The organism is Schumannella soli (assembly GCF_006517435.1).
Taxonomy (GTDB): domain Bacteria; phylum Actinomycetota; class Actinomycetes; order Actinomycetales; family Microbacteriaceae; genus Schumannella; species Schumannella soli.
The window spans coordinates 1,071,996-1,090,732 of sequence record NZ_VHQG01000001.1; the positions used below are offsets into that span (position 1 = coordinate 1,071,996).

An 18,737-nucleotide genomic window follows, 5' to 3' on the forward strand; every position below is an offset into this window, starting at 1 on the left:
GGCTGACAGGAAATCCCGGGGCCCTGCAAACGCGGGCCACGGCTCTCTGAGAGCTCGTACACGAACCGGCTCGCAGCGCGCATCCGCCCCTCGCGCGAGCACCCCGGTCGGGGAAGATGTCGGCATGAGGATGCTCGTGGTCGATGACGAGGCCGAGATGGCCGAGCTGCTCGCGCGCGGCCTCGGCGCCGAGGGGCACGACGTCGTCGTCGCGCACGACGGCATCGACGGCCTCGCGACGCTCGCCGAGGGCGGCATCGAGTTCGCCGTGCTCGACGTGAACCTCCCCGGCATGTCCGGCTTCGAGCTGTGCCGCCGCGTGAAGGAGGTCGACCCGTCGATCGCGGTCGTGCTGCTGACGGCGCGGGATGCGGTCGACGACCGGGTGCGCGGCCTCGACTCCGGCGCCGACGACTACCTCACGAAGCCCTTCGCCTTCGCCGAGCTGGCGGCCCGCATCCGCGCCGTGCGCCGCCGCGACGCGCTCGCGACGCCGGTGCGCCTCGAGGTGGGCGACGTCGTGCTCGACCTGCCGCGGCTGCGCGTGCAGGTGTCGGGCGCCGAGCTGCGGCTCAGCCGCACCGAGTTCGACGTGCTGCGCACCCTCGCGGCGCGCGCGGACGCGACGGTGACCCGCGCCGAGCTGCTCGCCGAGGTCTGGGACGCCGACGGGCACATCGATCCGAACGTCGTCGACCAGTACGTGTCGTACCTGCGACGCAAGCTGTCGGCGGCCGGGGCGGGCATCCGCATCCAGACCGTGCGCGGGGTCGGGTTCACGCTGTCGGCGGAGTCGCCGGAGCCGCTGTGAGCGAGCCCCCCGCATCCGCCCCGCTCGCGCCGCCCCGGCTGAAACCGCGTCGGCGCCGCCGCCGGGTCACGATCCGCGCGCGAATCGCCCTCGGCTCGCTGCTGATCGCCGTGCTGATCGCCGTGCCCGCGGCGCTGCTGATCGACGCGCAGCTGCAGCACATCGTGCGCCTCGGCACCGCCGACGGCCTGGCGGGGGATGCCGGCGAGTACGTCGACGACATCGAGAGCGGTGAGACCTCGCTCGATAAGCCGCCGGTCTGGCAGTGGGTCGCGGTCGTGCGTCCGGACGGCAGCACCGCGATCTCGAGCCTGCCGAAGCCGCTGCGGGGCAGGCTGCCCGACCTCGTGCACGACGACGCGGATGACGTGACCCGCGACGGCGGCGTGCGCGAGACGCAGGTGAGGGGCACCGGCTACGTGACGCTCGCCCTGACCGCCGACGGCACGGGCGGCACCTGGACCGTCATCGCCGCTGATGACACCTCGAGCGAGGATGCCGAGCTCGGGCCCATGCGACTGCTGCTGCTGGCGATCGTGGTCGTGCTGGTCGCGGGCGTCGGCGCGACGGGCTGGCTGCTGACGCGGTTCTCGCTGCGTCCGGTTCAGGACCTGCAGCAGACCGCCGAGCGGCTCAGCGTCGGCCGCAGCGGCGAGCTGCTGCCGGTCGGCGCCGTCGACGACGAGATCTCGCGGCTCGCCCGCACCCTCAACCGGCTGATCGAGCGGATGCGCGCCGCCGCGAACCGCGAACGCCAGCTCGTCTCGGATGCGAGCCACGAGCTGCGCACGCCCGTCGCGGTGCTGCGCACGCGACTCGAGCTCGCCGCCGCGGGCGACGCCGACGCGGCGACCCTGCGCCGCGATCTCGAGGCCGCGCAGCGCGACGCCGAGCGGCTCAGCACCCTCGTCACGTCGCTGCTCGAGCTGTCGACGATCGAGGCGCGGGGCGAGCAGCCGCGCGGCGCCGGGCGCGCGACCGTCGGCGACCTGCAGGACGAGGTGGCCGCGGCGGTCGACCGGGCCGGTTTCCGCGCGAGCTCGGTCGAGGTGGATGTGGCGCTCGACTCCGCCGTCGATCACGCCGTCTCCGCGCGCGCGACGGTCGCCCTCGCCGCCGAGGACGCCGGCCGCATCGTCGACAACCTCGTCGGCAACGCCATCCGCGCTCTCGAGGAGCGGGCCGCGCCGGAGGCGGGCGCGGTGCCGGTCGAGACGCACCGCATCCTCGTCGCCCTGTCGATCGGCGCGACCTCGGCCGAGCTGCGCGTGGCCGACGAGGCGGGCGGGCTCCCGCCGGAACTCGAGCGCAGCGCGCTGCAGCGCTTCACCCGCGGTCCGCGCGCCCGCACGGGCACGGGCGCGGGGCTCGGCCTGCCGATCGTCGCGGCACTCGTGGCGGCCGCGTCGGGCGAGCTGCGTCTCGACAACCGTCGCGGCGAGGGGCTCACGGTCGTGGTGTCCCTGCCGCTGACCGCGCCCGAGTAGCCGGGCGGCCCCGTCGTCTCGGCATCGGGTGACCGCTGTCCGACTCTTGTCGGCTGACGCGCGCGCCTGCTAGCGTCATTGCACCGAGCGGATGAATCGTTTCAAAAGGTCGACCACCACCCCTGACCGAGACGGCCGAACCGCTTCTTCGGCGTGCGCGACGACGCGCCCGCGACCCGATCGACGATGATTGGAACTCCTTCGTGACCCCTCGCCAGAGTCCGCCGCGCCGCCGTGCCCCGGGCGTCGCGCCCCGCACGATCACCGCGCTCCTCGCGAGCGTCGCGCTCGCCGTCACCTCGCTCGGCGCCGGCCTCGGCGTCGCCGCCGCATCCGCCGCGCCGGCCGCGCCCGGCATCGCGCTCGAGCGCCTGCAGGTCGAGCACAGCAGCGAGCCGATCGGCGTCGACGTCGTCCACCCGCGCCTGTCGTGGGTCATCGACGCGCCGGCCGCGCGCGACGTCGTGCAGCAGTCGTACCGCGTCGTGGTCGACGGGCCCTCGGGCGTCGCCTGGGATTCGGGCGTCGTCGCCAGCTCGCAGAGCACCGAGATCGCCTACGCCGGCGCCGCGCTCGACGCCGCGACCCGCTACGACTGGAGCGTCGACGTCGTCACCACGGCCGGCGGCGCCCACGCCGAGTCGGCCTTCCGCACCGGACTGCACGACGACGCCGACTGGGGCGGCGCGGCCTGGATCGGCAACCCGCGCACCCCGCAGGGTCAGCGTCTGACCGTCGACGGCGCGAACTGGATCTGGACCCCCGAGGCGGCCGGCAACCCGCCCGCCGAAGACCGCGCGTTCCGGCGCACCCTCACCTCGCCGAGCGGCCGCGACGCCGTCTCGGCCGAGATCGTCATGACCGCCGACGACTCGTACACGCTCTGGGTCGACGGCGCGCAGATCGGCGCGACCGAGCCCGTCGAGAACGGCTGGCAGCAGTCGCGCTCGTACGCGGTCGACCTCAAGAAGACCGGCAGCGTCGTCGCCGTGCGCACGACCAACGGGCCGAACTCGCCCGCCGGGCTCATCGCCGTCATCCGAGTCAACTACGACGACGGCTCGACCGCCGACATCGTGACGGATGCGGGCTGGCGCGGCAGCAAGCAGATCCCCTCCGGATTCGAGCAGCCGGGCTTCGACGACTCCGGCTGGGCGGCCGCGAACGTGATCGCCCGCTACGGCCAGGGCGCCTGGGGCTCGGGCGTGCGCGTGCCCGCCGACGCCGCCGTGCCGGCACCGCTGCTGCGCACCGAGTTCGACCTCGACTCGGCTCCGGCGAACGCGACCCTGTTCTTCGCCGCCGGCGGCTACGCCGACTTCCGGCTCAACGGCGCGAGCGCGAGCGACCACATGCTCGCCCCCGGCTTCACCGACTACGACGACACCGTGCAGTACGACGCGATCGACGTGACGAAGCAGCTCGTCACCGGGCGCAACGCGCTCTCGGTCGAGCTCGGCCGCGGCTTCTACGCGATGACCGGCGGCAACGTGTGGAACTGGCAGTCGCCCGCCTGGCGTGACGAGCCGACCGTGCGGGCCGTGCTGCGCATCCAGCACGCCGACGGCTCGATCCAGGATGTCGTGACCAACGACAGCTGGCGCCGTCACGACGGCCCCACCCGCTTCGACGACCTCTACGGCGGCGAGCTCTACGACGCGCGCACCGAGCTGCCCGGGGCCGACACCGCCGGCTACGACGACAGCGCGTGGAAGAAGGCCGCGAAGACCACCGGCCCGAAGGGCGAGCTCGTGCACCAGCGCCAGCAGCCCATCCGCGTCACCGAAGAGCTGCCGGCCGTGTCGATGACGCAGCCGAAACCCGGCACGTGGGTCGTGAAGTTCCCGCGCGTGCTCGCCGGCAACGTGAAGATCGCCGCCGAGGCCCCCTCCGGAACGCAGCTCGAGCTGCGCTACGCCGAGAAGCTGCGCGCCGACGGCACCGTCAACCAGGACAACAACGGCGGCTTCGCGGCCGGATTCCAGACCGACCGCTACGTCTTCGCCGGCGGACGCCCCGAGACCTGGGCGGCGCGCTTCTCGTACAAGGGCTTCCAGTACGTGCAGGTGACCGGCTGGCCGGGCTCGGGCCAGCCGCCGCTGAGCGCCTTCACGGCGCAGCTGCTGCACAGCGACACCGCCGTCACGAGCGAGTTCGACTCGGGCAGCGCGACCATGAACGGCACCCACCAGGCCGTCGTGAACACGCTGCTCAACAACCTGCACGGCATCCCGACCGACACCCCCATGTTCGAGAAGAACGGCTGGACGGGCGATGCGGCCGTGGGCGCCGAGATGTTCCTCATGAACCTCGACTCGCAGGAGCTCTTCGCCAAGTGGATGCGCGACGTCGACGAGTCGCGCCTGCCCGACGGCTCGCCGATGGTCATCGCGCCGTCGTCGAACAACTGGGGCGACTGGGGTGTGGTACCGCCGTGGCACATGGCCTTCGTCGAGGTGCCGTGGGAGCTGAACCGCTACGGCGGCGACCGGCAGGTGCTCACCGGGCTCTACGACGACATGAAGAAGTACGTCGATCTGGAGTACTCGCGCTCGCCCGGCGGCCTCGCGAACTCGCGCCTCGGCGACTGGGTGGCGCCCGAGGCGAGCCCGGCCGGCGGCGACCCGCAGGAGGACAAGCGCGTCTCGGCGACCGCGACGCTCTACCGGATGCTGACCCTCATGGGCCGCATGGCCGACATGACCGGGCACACGGCCGACGCGGCGACGTTCCGCGAGCGGGCCGGCGTCGTGCAGCTGGCCTTCGACCACGAGTTCTGGGATGCCGCGGCCGGGTACTACCGCGGCGTCGGCGACAACGGCTACCGCCAGACGCACAACGTGCTCGCCGTCGCCTACGGTCTGCCGCTCACCACGGCGCAGGCGCAGAAGGCGGCCGACAACATCGCCGTCGACGTGCGCGCCCGCGGCATGCACCTCAACACCGGGGTTCTCGGCACCAAGAACCTGCTGCCGGTGCTGACCGACTACGGCCACGCGGATGTCGCCTACGCGCTCGCCGAGCAGACGACGTACCCGAGCTGGGGCTACATGCTCGCGAACGGCGCGACGACGATGTGGGAGCACTGGTCGACCGACGCCCGCTCGCTCGGGCACTACTTCCTCGGCACCGCCGACGACTGGTTCTTCCACGACGTGGCCGGCATCACGCCCGGCGACGAGACGGGATGGCGCGACCTCTCGATCGCGCCGAAGGTCACCCGCTCGGGCCTCGACCACGCGAGCGCCTCGGTGCAGACGCCGTTCGGCGAGGTCGCGTCGTCGTGGAAGGTCGGCGCCGACGGGCTCACCCTCGACGCGCGGGTGCCGGTCGGGTCGACCGCGACCGTGCGCATCCCCGCCGCCAGCCTCGGCGCGGTGACCGAGAGCGGAACGCCCGTGGCCGACGCGGCCGGCGTGCGCGCCGCCGCGATGGACGGCGGCGACCTCGTGCTGCAGCTCGGGTCGGGAACGTACTCCTTCCACGTCGCCGAGAACCGCGGCCTCGCGATCGCCTCCGCGACCGCGGCGCCCACCTCGATCGAGCCCGGATCGCCGACGACCGTGACCGCCGTCGTGCGCAACGACGGCGTCGCGAGCGCCACCGGTCGCCTCGAGATCGACGCGCCCGAGGGCTGGACCGTCGGCACCGGAGCGACCGTGACGCTCGCGCCGGGGGAGTCGCGTGAGCTGCGCCTGCCGGTGCTGTCGCCGGTGGATGCGCCCGTCGCCAGCCGCCAGGTCGCGCTGACGACGCGCTTCGCCACCGCCGACGGCCTGCCGCCGCAGAAGGATGTCGCGGTGACGGTCGCGATCGCGGCCGGCGCCGACGGCGCCATCGACCACGTCGACCTCGGCGATGACGCCTCCGAGCAGGCGCACGCGCTCACCGCATCCGCCAGCTCGGGCACGAACACCGAGGCCGGACTCACCCGTCGCTACGCCGGGCACCTGACCGACTTCTCGCAGTTCGAGTTCGACCTGGCGGCCAAGGCGGGGCAGCCGCTGCTGCTGCGGTCGATCGAGACCTACGACCGCTCGCAGACGAAGCGCTACCGCATCCTCGTCGACGGCGAGGTCGTGCACACGCGGCAGAACGCCCGCACGACCGGCGCCGGGACCGAGACCTTCCAGGTGCTCGTGCCGGCCGAGAAGGTGAAGGGCGACACGGTCCGCGTGACCTTCCAGAACCTCGACGACCACACGTACTACGACCCGTCGATCGCCGACGTGTGGTCGCTGCCGGCGCCGGTGGATGCGGCCGCGCCCGTCGTCAGCTCGACGACGACGCCGGCGACGCCCGACGGCGAAGCCGGCTGGTTCCGCACGACGCCGGTCACGGTCGCGCTGGCGGGCGATGACGACCGCCCGGGCGACGTCGCGTTGCAGGTCGGCGTCGACGGCGCCGAGGCGGCGGACTACGACGGTCCGGTCGTCTTCGATGCCGATGGCCGGCACACGCTCGCGGTGACGGCGGCTGACGCTGCGGGAAACCGGAGCGAGCAGACGATCGACGTGCCGATCGACGGCACGGCGCCCGTGACCTCGGCGACGGTGTCGACCGGTTCGCCCGTCGCGGCGCGGAGCGTGCGCGCAGAGGCAGTCCCGGGTGCGCCGGGTGCGTCGGCTGCGTCGGGCGTCTCGGCGATGGCCGCCGTCGCGCCGGCCGCTGACGCCGCATCCGCCGTCGTCGACCTGACCGCGACCGACGCCACCTCGGGCGTCGCCTCCACCTGGTATCGCATCGCCGGCGGAACGTGGACGCCGGGTGTGCGCGCGGTCGTGTCGACGCCGGGCGACAGCCTGGTCGAATTCCGGTCGCTGGATGCGGCGGGCAACGTCGAGACGGCCGGCTCGGTCACCGTGCGGGTCGTCGTGCCGACCGAGCAGGGCGGTCCCGGCCTGCCGGGTCAGCCGGGCGGTCCGGGCACGGTGCCGGGTGACGGCGGGGTCGGCTCGGGTTCTGGTGCGGGGACGGGGGCCGGCGCGGGCTCGGGCGCCGATCGCGCCGGGAGCCTCGCTGCGTCCGGCGTCGACAGCCCGCGGTTCGGGCTCGGCGTCGCCCTGCTCGCGCTCGGCGTGGTCGCCGTGCTCCGAGCACGGAGCCGCCGCCGCACACGCCTCACCTCCTCGTCCTGATCCGCGAGGGGTCGCAGAGGCCCCGAGATCGCCCCGATTCGGGGCGTCTCCGGGGCCTTTGCGACCCGTCAGCTGAACTCGCGACCGGGCGGAGGCGTGGGTGGAGTCGTGAGCGGCGGGGCCGAGGGGTCGTCGCGACCGGGCTGCTCCGTCCACGCCTCAGGGCAGCGGATCGCCCGCCAGCAGTGCCCAGATGCCGGTGTCGGCCCAGCGTCCGTCGGAGTCGCGGAAGTTCTGGCGGAAGTGCGCCTCCTCCCGCATCCCGAGCCGCGCGCACAGCCGGGTGGATGCGGTGTTGAGCGGGTCGAGTTCGGCGACGATGCGGTGCGCCCCGGCCGCGAGGGCGGCATCCCGCACGGCCCGCGCGGTTTCGCCCGCGATGCCGAGCCCGGCGACGGCCGGATGCAGCACCCAGCCCAGCTCGACCTCGCCCAGCTCCGCCGACTTCAGCACCAGATGCTGTTCCCCGACCACGGCGCCGGCATCGGCGATCGTGCGTCCGTCGTCGCCGTGCAGCGCGGCGAGCAGCTCGATGCCCAACACGACGCGGTCCTCGTCGGCGGCGACGGTGTCGACGTCGACGAAGCGGGCGACGAACTGCTCCACCTGCTCCGGCGTGCGCGGCGCGTACGGCAGGTAGCGGCAGGTCTCGGCGTCGCCCTGCCAGGCCTGCAGCGCATCCCCGTCGTCGACTCGCAGCGGACGCAGCCGCGTGCGCGCGGTCACCAGCTCGGGAACACGGATGCGCAGGCTCACCCCGCCGACGCTACCCCGCGCCGCCGCTCAGAAGTCCTCTTCCGCGAAGGCGAAGAGCGACCACGGCTCGAGCGTCTGCGCCGTCCACCGCGTGGGCGTCGCGCTCCCGCGGCGCGATCCGAATTCTCGTTCGGCCCAGTCGAGCACGTCGTCGCCGTAGTAGATGACGTCGGTCTGGTAGATCGAGAGCACGGGCGCGCCCGGTGCGAAGTCGGCCGGCAGGTAGCGGTGGCCGTAGAGCGGCGTCACGCGCGGCCATGCGGCGACGCGGGCTTCGACGACGGCACGGCGCGAGCTCTCGTCGTCGGGTCGATCGCCCCACGAGGTCGGCCAGAACACGTTGTTCTCGACATCGAAGAGCACGCCGTCGACGGGCCAGCGCACCTGCGATCGCACCCCCGAGTTGTCGTCGTCGCGCCAATCGGGCCAGCGCTCGCCGACCGGCAGCGCGAGTGCGAGCAGCGCCCGGTGATCCGGCCCGAAGCGCACCCCGAAGCTCCGCTCGGCGTGCGCGATCTCGTGGTCGCTCAGTCCCGGCGCGAGCTCGACTCCGCTCGCCCGCAGCACCTCGACGGCGCGGGCGGCGCGGCCGCGTCCGTCGGTCACGGGCCGAGCCTAGGTGCGCGACGCATGGAGCCCCTGACCCGGCTCAGGCGTTGCGGCGCAGGTTCCGGTGGAACTCGTCGTCGGGCATGCCGGCGGCGTGCCCGGAGGCGGCCGCGGCATCGGCGACCTCGTCGGCCGACGCGCGACGCAGCGGGCTGACCGGGGCGGCGCTCGCCGCATCCTCGACGCTCACGCCGAAGAGGGCCTCGAGTCCGGCGGCGAACTCGGCGCCGCGGCCCTCGGCCGTCAGCTCGCGGGCACGTACCGATGGGGTGTGCAGCAGCACGCCGGCCAGGTGGCGCAGCGCCTCGACGGTCTTCGCGGTGCCGGCCGGGTCGCCGTGACCGCGCGACTCGGCGCGGGCGATCTCCTCGTCGAGGGCGTCGAAGACGTGCTGGCGCAGCGCGACGATCGCGGGTGCGGCGGTCTGCTCGGCGGCGAAGGCGGATGCGGCCGAGCCGACCAGGTCGCGCGCCGTCTCGCTGAGTCCCATCTCGGGCAGCGGCGCGTGCAGGGCGATGATCTCGAGGTCGAGCAGCTCGACGCCGGGCAGGCGTCCGACGGCCGGATCGACGTTGCGCGGCAGGCCGAGGTCGATCACGAGGCGGCGGTTCTCGTCGGTGACGTCGGCGGGGGCGACGGCGTAGCGGGCGGTGCAGGTGATGACGACATCCGCCGCGGCGATGCCCTCGCGCAGCTCGCTGACGGCGCGCACGCCGTACTTGGTGGCGAACATCTGGGCGCGTCCCGTGGCCGAGTAGACGCTGATGTCGACGGCGCCGCGGTCGTGCAGGGCGGCGATCGTCGTGGCGGCGTAGCTGCCGGTGCCGACGACGAGCACGCGGGCGCGTGACCAGTCGGTGACCCGGCTCGTCGCGAGCTCGAGAGCGAGGCGCGCGATCGAGCGACCGGCTCCGCCGAGGTCGGTGGCGCCGCGCACGGCGCGCGAGGTCGCGGCGGCACGCTGGAAGAGACGGTCGAGGGCGCTGGTCGAGGTCTGCTCGGTGCGGGCCTGGTCGTAGCTGCGGCGCACCTGGCCGGCGATCTCGTCTTCGCCGACGACGACCGACTCGAGACCCGAGGCGACCGCGAAGAGGTGGCGGGTGACGTCATCGGCGGTCTTCACGTCGGCGGCCTCGAGCAGCTCGGCGCCGCTCACCCCGCCCGCGCGGCTCATGACGGCGACGGTGCGCTCGACCGCGGCATCCGCATCCACGCCGTCGACATCGAGGTAGGCCTCGAAGCGGTTGCAGGTCGCGACCACGACAGCGCCCTGGATGCCGGCCTCGGCCGAGATGAGCTCGGTCACCGCCCCCGGCGCGCCGACAGAGAGTCGGTCGAGGAGGTCGAACCCCGCATTGCGGTGGTTCGCCGTGAGGCAGACGAGCACGTGTCTCATGGTAAAACCGCGTGCGCGCACCGTATAGAAAGGCAACCCTTACCGGCAGGGATGCTCAGGTCCCGGGTCAGGCATCCCTAGTCCGGGGCACCAGGGCCCGGGCGGGCCCGCAGGCGCGCGGTGGGAGGATGGGCGCGTGAGTCTGAGCGCCGAGCATCCCCTCGTCGACGGCCGCACCACGCGTTCTCCGCTGGTGCGCGCCCTGCGCGGCGACCGACCCGAGCGCACCCCCGTGTGGTTCATGCGCCAGGCCGGCCGCAGCCTGCCCGAGTACCGCGAGCTGCGGGTCAGCACGAAGATGCTCGACGCCTGCCTCGACCCGGCGCTCGCGAGCGAGATCACGCTGCAGCCGGTGCGACGGCACGGGGTGGATGCGGCGGTCTTCTTCAGCGACATCGTCGTGCCGGTGCTGCTGGCGGGGGTCGGCGTCGAGATCGTGCCCGGCCGCGGCCCGGTGATCGACGAGCCGATCCGCACCGCCTCCGACGTGCTCAAGCTGCGCCCGATCGACCCGGCCGCGCTCGACCCGATCCGCGCGGCCGTGAAGCTCACGGTCGCCGAGCTCGGCGAGACCCCGCTGATCGGCTTCGCCGGCGCCCCGTTCACCCTCGCGAGCTACCTCGTCGAGGGCGGTCCGTCGAAGGATCAGGGTCGCGCCCGAGCGCTCATGTACTCCGACCCGCACGCCTGGGCGACACTGCTCAACTGGTGCGCCGACGTCTCGGGCGAGTTCCTGCGCGCGCAGGTCGAGTCGGGCGCGAGCGCCGTGCAGCTCTTCGACTCGTGGGTGGGATCGCTCTCGCGCCGCGACTACCAGCGCCGGGTCGCCCCGCACTCCGAGCGCGCATTCTCGCACCTGCGGGGCATCGCCGACGCCGACGACCGCACGGTTCCGAAGATCCACTTCGGGCTCGGCGGCGGCGAGTTCCTCGACGTGATGCGCGACATCGGCGCGGATGCGATCGGCGTCGACTGGCGCATCCCGCTCGACGAGGCGAACCGCCGGCTCGGCGGCACGACGCCGCTGCAGGGCAACATCGACTCGGCCCTGCTCGCGGCGTCCTGGTCGACGCTGCGCTCACACGTCGACGACGTCATCGACCGCGGTCGGGATGCCCCGGCGCACGTCGTGAACCTCGGTCACGGGGTCCCCCCCGAGACCGACCCCGATGTGCTGACCCGCATCGTGCGGGTCGTGCACGGCGAGGAGTGAGGCCCGCGTGACGACGGATCACGCGCCGCTGTCCGAGGATGACGCGACGACCTACGTGGTCGGCGCGGGCGTCGGCGGGCTCGTGCTCGCCTGGGAGCTGGCGCGCGCCGGACGCCGCGTGGTCGTGCTCGAGTCCTCCGAGCGCGCCGGCGGCCAGCTGGCGCGCCAGACCGTCGCGGGGCTCGAGCTCGATGCGGCCGCCGAATCCTTCGCGACCCGCGGCGGCACCGTCGCAGCGCTCGTCGACGATCTCGGGCTGACGGATGACGTGATCACCCCGGCTGACACGCCCGCCTGGCTGCGCCGTGCCGACGGCTCGTCGGTGCCGCTGCCCGCGACGAGCATCCTCGGCATCCCCGGTGTGCCGATGGCGACGGATGTGATCGGCGCGATCGGCGGACGCGCCGCCTTCCGCGCGCAGCTCGATTCGCTGCTGCCCGCGCCCGTGGCGGCGAAGTCGGCGACGCTCGGCGAGCTCGTGCGACGGCGGATGGGCGACGCGGTCGTCGAGGGGCTCGTCGCGCCGGTCGTGCGCGGTGTGCACTCGATGCACCCCGACGAGCTGCCGATCGCCCGAGCGCATCCGCGTCTGCTTGCGGCGCTGCAGCACGAGGGCTCTCTCGCCCGGGCGGTGCGCAGTCTGCGCGCGAGCGCCCCGGCCGGCTCGCAGGTCGCGGGTCTGCGCGGCGGAGTGCACCGGATCGTGGATGCGCTGGTCGCCGAGATCGAGCGCTTCGGCGGCGAGGTGCGCACCGGCGTGCACGTCACGAGCGTCGAGCCGCTCGATCCGGACGCCGAGTCGCCCGGTTCTGCCGGGTTCGACGCGCGAAACGCGACCGAAGTCGGCAACTCGCGTCTCACGACGGAGGCGGGGGAGCGCTTCGAGGGGCGGGTGGTGCTGGCGACGCCGGCGCTGCTGCCCGCGGAGGCCCGCCCGGACAGCCGCGCGATCACGCTCGTCACGCTCGTGGTCGACGCGCCCGCACTCGACGCGGCCCCGCGCGGCACCGGAGTGCTCGTCGCCGCCGAGGCCCCCGGGGTGGTCGCCCGCGCTCTCACGCACGCGACCGCGAAGTGGACTTGGCTGGCGGAGGCGGCCGCCGCATCCGCCCCCGGTCGTCACCGCCACGTGCTGCGGCTCAGCTACGACGAGCGCCCCGCCGACCCCGTCGCGCAGGCGCTCGCCGACGCGAGCGCGCTGACCGGAGTGCCGCTCTCCGAGCCGGTGGGCATCGCCGTCGCGACCTGGAACCGGGCGTCACGCGCGGTTCATGCCGTTGACGGAATGCACTTGGTGGGAGAGGCTGGATCCGGCACCGGACTGGCCGCGGTCGTGGCCGGAGCCCGGGAGCAGGCTGGGCGCCTCCTGGGATCGTCCGGGGGCGACAGCACCCCTGCCTAGGCTGGGAAACCGGCTTCGAGCCGAACCCGAACCACCGATTTCCGGGTCGCACCGGAGGGAACGGAGAGCACCGCATGAAGGGCAAGATCCTGTTCATCGCCGGTCTCGGCGTGGGCTACGTGCTCGGCACCAAGGCCGGGCGCGAGCGCTACGAGCAGATCGCCGCCGTCGCGGGCCGATTCTGGGGCAGCCCCCTCGTGCAGAAGCAGGTCGACACCGTCGAGGGCTTCGTGCGCGACAAGGCCCCCGACGTCGCGGAGTTCGCCGGCGAGACCGTGAAGAAGGTCGTCGGCGCCGCCACCGGCCGCGGATCGACCGCCGCCAAGCGCTCGGCCGCCGCGAAGAAGGCCGCGGCGACCCGCCGAGCCAACGCCGCGCGCAGCCAGAGCGATGACTGACCCCGGCATCCCGCGCAGCGACGCCGACGTCCGCGCCGGCAAGCTGCCGAAGCCGCCGCGCAAGCCCTCGCTCGTCGAGCTCGTCAGCGGCCTCCCCGGCCAGGTGACCGACCTCGTCCACCACGAGATCGAGCTCGTCAAGGCCGAGATGATCGGCAAGCTCAAGGCGCTCGGCATCGGCGGCGGCCTCCTCCTCGGCGCCGTCGGCATCCTGCTCTTCATGCTCGGCGTGCTGCTCACGGCGGCCGTGCTCGGGCTCAGCGAGACCGGGCTGCCGGGATGGGCTTCCGCGCTCATCATCGCCGGCGTGCTGCTGATCGCCGCCGCGCTCGTCGCGCTCATCGGCTGGCGCAAGCTCAAGGGCGGCATCCCGCCCATCCCGACCGAGGCGATCGACAGCCTGCAGCGCGACCTCCGTGTCGTGAAGGGCATCGGCCGACCCGACCAGCGCGCCTGACCCACGCGAGTCGCGCGCCCACCGACATCCACGACATCAGGAGGACCCCATGAGCAGCACCGACGACGCCCGCGCCGCCGCCGCCCAGGCCCGCGCCGACCTCGAGCAGACCCTCGACGCGATCGAAGACAAGCTCAACGTGCCCAAGCGCATCGGCGAGGTCACCAAGAAGGCGGAGGTCGCCTACCGCGACAACCCGCTGCCGTTCGTGATCGGCGGCGCCGTCGCGGCGATCACGACGGTCGGGCTCATCGCCTGGGGCATCTTCGGCGGCAAGCGCGACTGAGTGGCACTCCGCCGTCGACCGGTCCGCGTCGGGCTGACCCCGGCGCAGGTTCCACCCTGTTCAGCGTGGGATGATGGGGGCCATGTCGACTGACGCTCCCGAACGGCTCGGCTACGCCCTCTGGGCCGTGTTCCGCCGGGGAGACGCATCCCTCCCCACCCGCTCCACCGTCGAGGAGGCGCTCCCGCACCTCGACCGCCTCGGGGTCGAGCTCCGCGGCCTCTACGACGCCTCCGGCATCCGCGCCGACTCCGACCTCATCGTCTGGCTGACCGGCGACAAGCCCGAGAACGTGCAGGAGGCGCTGCGCGCTCTGCGCCGCACCGACCCCATCTCGGCACTCGTGCCCGTCTGGAACGCCCTCGGCGTGCACCGCGAAGCCGAGTTCACCCGCAACCACTCGCCAGCGTTCATGAAGGGCCTGCCGCCGAAGCAGTGGCTCACCGTCTACCCCTTCGTGCGCAGCTTCGAGTGGTACCTGCTGCCCGACGACGAGCGCCGCCAGATGCTCGGCGATCACGGCCGCAAGGGCTCGGAGTACCCCGAGGTGCAGCCGAACACGGTCGCGAGCTTCGCGCTCGGCGACTACGAGTGGATCCTCGGTCTCGAAGCCGAGGAGCTCGTCTCGCTGGTCGACCTGATGCGCCACCTGCGCCAGACGGAGGCGCGCCGCCACGTGCGGGAAGAGGTGCCGTTCTACACGGGCCGCCTCATCGCCCCGAGCGAGATCCTGGCGGTGTTCGCGTGAGCATCACGAACAACGGCGTCGCGGCTGAGCCCACCGGCGCGAGCGACGGGCTGCCCGTCCCCTACGCCACCGAGGCGGCGGCCTGCGGCCCCGAGCACGTGGTCGAGCCGGTCGCCTACGACGCGATCCTGCTCGCCGGCTTCGGCGGACCGGAGGGGCAGGATGACGTCATCCCCTTCCTGCGCAACGTCACCCGCGGCCGCGGCATCCCCGACGAGCGCCTGGAGGAGGTCGCGCACCACTACCGCCACTTCGGCGGCGTGAGCCCGATCAACGACCAGAACCGCGCGCTCAAGTCGGCGCTCGAGGAGGAGCTGGACCGGCGCGGCATCGCCCTGCCGGTCATCTGGGGCAACCGCAACTGGGACCCCTACATGGCGGACGCGGTGACCGAGGCCGCCGACCGCGGCTTCAGCAAGCTCATCGCCGTCGCGACGAGCGCCTACAGCTCGTTCTCGAGCTGCCGCCAGTACCGCGAGGACTTCGCCCGCACGCTCGATGAGACCGGGCTGGGCGACCGCATCCAGATCGACAAGGTGCGTCAGTTCTTCGACCACCCCGGCTTCGTCGCCCCCTTCGAGGAGGGCGTGCGGGATGCGCTGACCGATCTGCTCGGGCGCGGCATCGCCCGCGAGCAGATCCGGGTCATGTTCTCGACCCACAGCATCCCGACCGACGACGCCGTGCGCTCGGGCCCGCGCGACCGCGACTTCGGCGAGGGCGGCGCCTACGCGGCGCAGCACCTCGCGGTCGCGGAGTACGTGATGCAGCAGGTCGGCGAGCCTGACGTGCCGTGGTCGCTCGTCTACCAGTCGCGCTCGGGCCCGCCCACGCAGCCGTGGCTCGAGCCCGACATCAACGACGCGATCGAGCAGGCCGCGGGCGAGGATGCGAAGGCGGTCGTGGTCGTGCCGCTCGGCTTCGTCAGCGACCACATGGAGGTGCTCTGGGATCTCGACACCGAGGCCATGGAGACCGCCGAGGAGCACGGGATGGTCGCGCTGCGCACGCCGACGCCGGGCGTCGATCCCGCCTACGTGAGCGGTCTGGTCGACCTGGTCATGGAGCGGGTCAACGGAACCCCGGTCGCCGAGCGCCCCTCGGTCACCGAGCTCGGACCGTGGTTCGACGTGTGCCGCCCGGGCTGCTGCGAGAACGTGCGCGCGGGCTTCAAGCCGGCCGCGGCGGGGATCGCCCCGTGACCCTGCGCATCGGAACGCGCGGCAGCGCTCTCGCCCTGGCCCAGTCGGGTCAGGTGGCGACGCGTCTCGGCGACGCGCAGCTGGTGCCGATCGCCTCGGAGGGCGACCGCAGCCAGGCCGCGGGCACGCCGCTGGCGCAGCTCGGCGGAACCGGCGTCTTCGTCACGAATCTGCGCACCGCGCTGCTGGCGGGCGAGGTGGATGCGATCGTCCACTCGCTGAAGGACCTGCCGACCGCGCCGGCCGAGGGTCTCGAGATCGCGGCGATCCCGAAGCGCGCCGACGCGCGGGACGCGGTCATCGGCCGCGACGGCCTGAAGCTCGCCGGTCTGCCGGCCGGGGCTCGCGTGGGCACCGGCTCGCCGCGGCGTCGCGCGCAGCTGGCCTCCGTGCGACCCGATATCGAGGTCGTCGACATCCGCGGCAACATCGACACCCGGCTGGGCCGCGTGGCCGGGACTGCCGTGGCAGCCGCAGCTGACGGCGCAGGAGCCGAGACCGGTTCCGACCGCCGGCTCGACGCGATCGTGCTCGCGGTCGCCGGGCTCGAGCGCCTCGACCGCCTGCACCCGGTGAGCGAGCTGCTCAGCATCAGCGACTGGCCGACCGCGCCCGGGCAGGGCGCGCTCGCCGTCGAGGTGCGCGCGGGCGAGGGCCACAAGGTCGCCAAGCTCGACCACCGCCCCTCGCGCCTGGCCGTCGAGGCCGAGCGCACCGTGCTCGCGGTTCTCGAAGCCGGATGCGCGGCGCCCGTCGGCGCGCACGCCATCCTCGAAGACGGACTGCTCTTCCTCTCGGCGCGCGTCTACTCGCTCGACGGAACGCAGCACCTGACGGCCTCCCACGCCGCCTACCCCGAAGACGAGAAGGATCCGGCCGCCGTGCTCGGCCGCCTCGTCGCCGAGGACCTGCTGAGGCAGGGAGCCGCCGACCTCGCGCCGCTGGGGGCGTCGGGCGCGCTGCACGGCGACGGAGCGGCCGACTCCGCCGACGGAGGTTCCGCGTCGTGACCGACAAGGTGCTCAGCGGCTGGCGCGTGCTCGTGCCGCGCGGCGGCAAGTGGGGCGACGGCGTCTCGGCCGAGCTGCGCACCCACGGCGCGATCCCGGTGATCGCCCCGCTCATCAACTTCGCCAGCACCGACGACCCCGACCGCCTCTCGGCCGCCCTCGGCGAGCTCGAGCTCGGCCGTTTCGACTGGCTCGTCGTCACGAGCGCGACGACCGTGGATGTGCTGGTGAGCCAGCGCATCCGGGTGCCCGAGATCACGCGGGTCGCGGCCGTCGGCGAGACGACCGCCGCCGCGCTCGCGCTCGCCGGCTACACGGTCGACTTCGTGCCCGACAGCGACAACTCCGCGCGCGGGCTGGTCAAGGAGTGGCCGGCCAGCGACATCCACGGCCGCGTGCTCATCCCGCAGTCCGACATCGCCGAGCCGACCCTCGTCGCCGGGCTGTCGAAGCTGGGCTTCGCGGTCGAGTTCGTCAGCGCGTACCGCACGGTCGGCATCCCCGTCGCGGATGCGGTCAAGCAGGAGGTCGCCGCGGGCGGCATCCAGGCCGTGCTCGTGAGCTCCGGCTCGGTCGCCCGCCAGGTGGCCGAGCAGCTGACCCCGCTGCCCGACAGCGTCATCGTCGCCTGCATCGGCCCGCGCACGGCGTTCGACGCCCGCGCCGCCGGCCTGCCGGTGCACATCATCGCCGAGGAGCGCAGCGCCCGCTCGCTCATCGACGCCCTTCTCGACTATGCGGAGAACGGATGACCGAGCCCGCCTTCCCGCGCGTGCGCCCCCGGCGTCTGCGCTCCACCCCGGCCCTGCGTCGCGCGACGGCCGAGGCCCGTCTGCACCCGGCGCAGCTGACCCTGCCGTTGTTCGTCGGCGAGGGGCTGACCGCGCCGAAGCCGATCAGCTCGATGCCCGGTGTCGTGCAGCACAGCCTCGACTCGCTGCGCGCCGAGATCGCGCGCGCCGCCGAGGCCGGCATCGGCGGCGTGATGCTCTTCGGCATCCCCGAGCACAAGGACGCCGAGGGTTCCGGCGCGACCGACCCCGACGGCATCCTCAACATCGCGACGCGCCTCGCGGTCGTCGAGGCCGGCGACGCGCTCGTCGTGCAGACCGACCTCTGCCTCGACGAGTTCACCGACCACGGCCACTGCGGCGTTCTGGATGCCGACGGCCGCGTCGACAACGACGCCAGCCTCGAGCGCTACCGCGACATGGCGGTCGCCCAGGCCGAGGCCGGATCGCAGATGCTCGGCCTCAGCGCCATGATGGACGGCCAGGTCGCCGCCGCGCGCGACGCGCTCGACGTCGCGGGCCGCAGCGACGTCGCCCTGCTCGCCTACACGGCCAAGTACGCCTCGGCGTTCTACGGTCCCTTCCGCGAGGCGGTGCAGTCGTCGCTGCAGGGCGACCGCCGCACCTACCAGCTCGATCCCGCCAACCGCCGCGAGGGTCTGCGCGAGACGCTGCTCGACGTCGAGGAGGGCGCCGACATCGTCATGGTCAAGCCGGCCATGTCCTACCTGGATGTGCTCGCCGACACGGCCGCGGCATCCCCGGTTCCGGTGTGGGCGTACCAGGTCAGCGGCGAGTACGCGATGATCGAGGCCGCCGCCGCGAACGGCTGGATCGACCGCGAGCGCGCGATCCTCGAGAGCCTCGTCGGCCTGCGTCGTGCGGGCGCCGAGGGGCTGCTCACCTACTGGGCGATCGAGGTGGCCGGCTGGCTGCGCGGGCGCCCGAGCGCATCCGGGGTGCTCCCGGTCGGCGCGTACTAGAACTCCCCGCCGCGGGCGATGCCTCGCGCGCTGCCCGGCGATGCCGTGGC

16 protein-coding genes are annotated in these 18,737 nt (G+C 73.6%); 13 read left to right on the top strand and 3 right to left on the bottom strand.

The window, feature by feature from the left end:
- Window positions 1-124: 124 nt before the first annotated feature.
- The 3 genes from FJ657_RS04790 (at window position 125) to FJ657_RS17490 (ending at window position 7,436) form a co-directional block, all read left to right on the top strand.
- The gene (locus FJ657_RS04790) at window positions 125-811 is read left to right on the top strand and encodes a response regulator transcription factor (RefSeq protein WP_141162484.1); all 687 of its coding nucleotides are present in this window, start codon (window positions 125-127) and stop codon (window positions 809-811) included.
- A complete protein-coding gene (locus FJ657_RS04795) occupies window positions 808-2,298 on the top strand; it encodes a sensor histidine kinase (RefSeq protein ID WP_141162485.1) in 1,491 nt (496 codons plus the stop codon). The genes FJ657_RS04790 and FJ657_RS04795 overlap by 4 nt, the downstream gene beginning before the upstream one ends.
- Before the next feature lie 203 nt (window positions 2,299-2,501).
- Window positions 2,502-7,436: a family 78 glycoside hydrolase catalytic domain gene (locus tag FJ657_RS17490; RefSeq protein WP_141162486.1), complete on the top strand. Its 4,935-nt coding sequence runs from the start codon at window positions 2,502-2,504 to the stop codon at window positions 7,434-7,436.
- Window positions 7,437-7,595: 159 nt separating this feature from the next.
- Here the strand turns inward: FJ657_RS17490 and FJ657_RS04805 are convergent, their stop codons facing one another.
- Genes FJ657_RS04805 through FJ657_RS04815 form a run of 3 tightly spaced genes read right to left on the bottom strand, consistent with a single transcriptional unit; the run spans window position 7,596 to window position 10,188 of the window.
- Window positions 7,596-8,192, bottom strand: a complete 597-nt coding sequence (locus FJ657_RS04805) for a GNAT family N-acetyltransferase (RefSeq protein ID WP_141162487.1) — start codon at window positions 8,190-8,192, stop codon at window positions 7,596-7,598.
- Between the two features lie 27 nt (window positions 8,193-8,219).
- A complete protein-coding gene (locus FJ657_RS04810) occupies window positions 8,220-8,798 on the bottom strand; it encodes a hypothetical protein (RefSeq protein WP_181408870.1) in 579 nt (192 codons plus the stop codon).
- A 43-nt stretch (window positions 8,799-8,841) separates the two neighbouring features.
- Window positions 8,842-10,188 (bottom strand): glutamyl-tRNA reductase, encoded by a 1,347-nt coding sequence (locus FJ657_RS04815; protein ID WP_141162488.1) that lies wholly within the window; start codon window positions 10,186-10,188, stop codon window positions 8,842-8,844.
- 145 nt (window positions 10,189-10,333) lie between these two features.
- Between FJ657_RS04815 and hemE the strand changes: the two genes are divergently transcribed.
- From hemE to hemB, 10 genes are all read left to right on the top strand, one after another.
- Window positions 10,334-11,410: a uroporphyrinogen decarboxylase gene (gene hemE, locus FJ657_RS04820; RefSeq protein ID WP_141162489.1), complete on the top strand. Its 1,077-nt coding sequence runs from the start codon at window positions 10,334-10,336 to the stop codon at window positions 11,408-11,410.
- Between the two features lie 7 nt (window positions 11,411-11,417).
- Window positions 11,418-12,812, top strand: a complete 1,395-nt coding sequence (locus FJ657_RS04825) for a protoporphyrinogen/coproporphyrinogen oxidase (protein ID WP_255447140.1) — start codon at window positions 11,418-11,420, stop codon at window positions 12,810-12,812.
- Between the two features lie 74 nt (window positions 12,813-12,886).
- Window positions 12,887-13,210, top strand: a complete 324-nt coding sequence (locus tag FJ657_RS04830) for a YtxH domain-containing protein (protein WP_141162490.1) — start codon at window positions 12,887-12,889, stop codon at window positions 13,208-13,210.
- The gene (locus tag FJ657_RS04835) at window positions 13,203-13,667 is read left to right on the top strand and encodes a phage holin family protein (protein ID WP_141162491.1); all 465 of its coding nucleotides are present in this window, start codon (window positions 13,203-13,205) and stop codon (window positions 13,665-13,667) included. The genes FJ657_RS04830 and FJ657_RS04835 overlap by 8 nt, the downstream gene beginning before the upstream one ends.
- A 49-nt stretch (window positions 13,668-13,716) precedes the next feature.
- Window positions 13,717-13,953 (top strand): DUF3618 domain-containing protein, encoded by a 237-nt coding sequence (locus FJ657_RS04840; protein WP_141162492.1) that lies wholly within the window; start codon window positions 13,717-13,719, stop codon window positions 13,951-13,953.
- Between the two features lie 82 nt (window positions 13,954-14,035).
- Window positions 14,036-14,701 (top strand): hydrogen peroxide-dependent heme synthase, encoded by a 666-nt coding sequence (hemQ, locus tag FJ657_RS04845; protein WP_255447141.1) that lies wholly within the window; start codon window positions 14,036-14,038, stop codon window positions 14,699-14,701.
- A 50-nt stretch (window positions 14,702-14,751) separates the two neighbouring features.
- On the top strand, window positions 14,752-15,903 hold the full coding sequence (locus tag FJ657_RS04850; protein WP_141162733.1) for a ferrochelatase: 1,152 nt from the start codon (window positions 14,752-14,754) through the stop codon (window positions 15,901-15,903).
- Window positions 15,900-16,913, top strand: coding sequence for a hydroxymethylbilane synthase (gene hemC, locus FJ657_RS04855; protein ID WP_141162494.1), 1,014 nt, complete (start codon window positions 15,900-15,902; stop codon window positions 16,911-16,913). Before FJ657_RS04850 ends, hemC begins: the two co-directional genes overlap by 4 nt.
- Window positions 16,910-17,665: a uroporphyrinogen-III synthase gene (locus FJ657_RS04860; RefSeq protein ID WP_141162495.1), complete on the top strand. Its 756-nt coding sequence runs from the start codon at window positions 16,910-16,912 to the stop codon at window positions 17,663-17,665. The genes hemC and FJ657_RS04860 overlap by 4 nt, the downstream gene beginning before the upstream one ends.
- Window positions 17,662-18,687 (top strand): porphobilinogen synthase, encoded by a 1,026-nt coding sequence (gene hemB, locus FJ657_RS04865; protein ID WP_141162496.1) that lies wholly within the window; start codon window positions 17,662-17,664, stop codon window positions 18,685-18,687. The genes FJ657_RS04860 and hemB overlap by 4 nt, the downstream gene beginning before the upstream one ends.
- Window positions 18,688-18,737 lie beyond the last annotated feature (50 nt).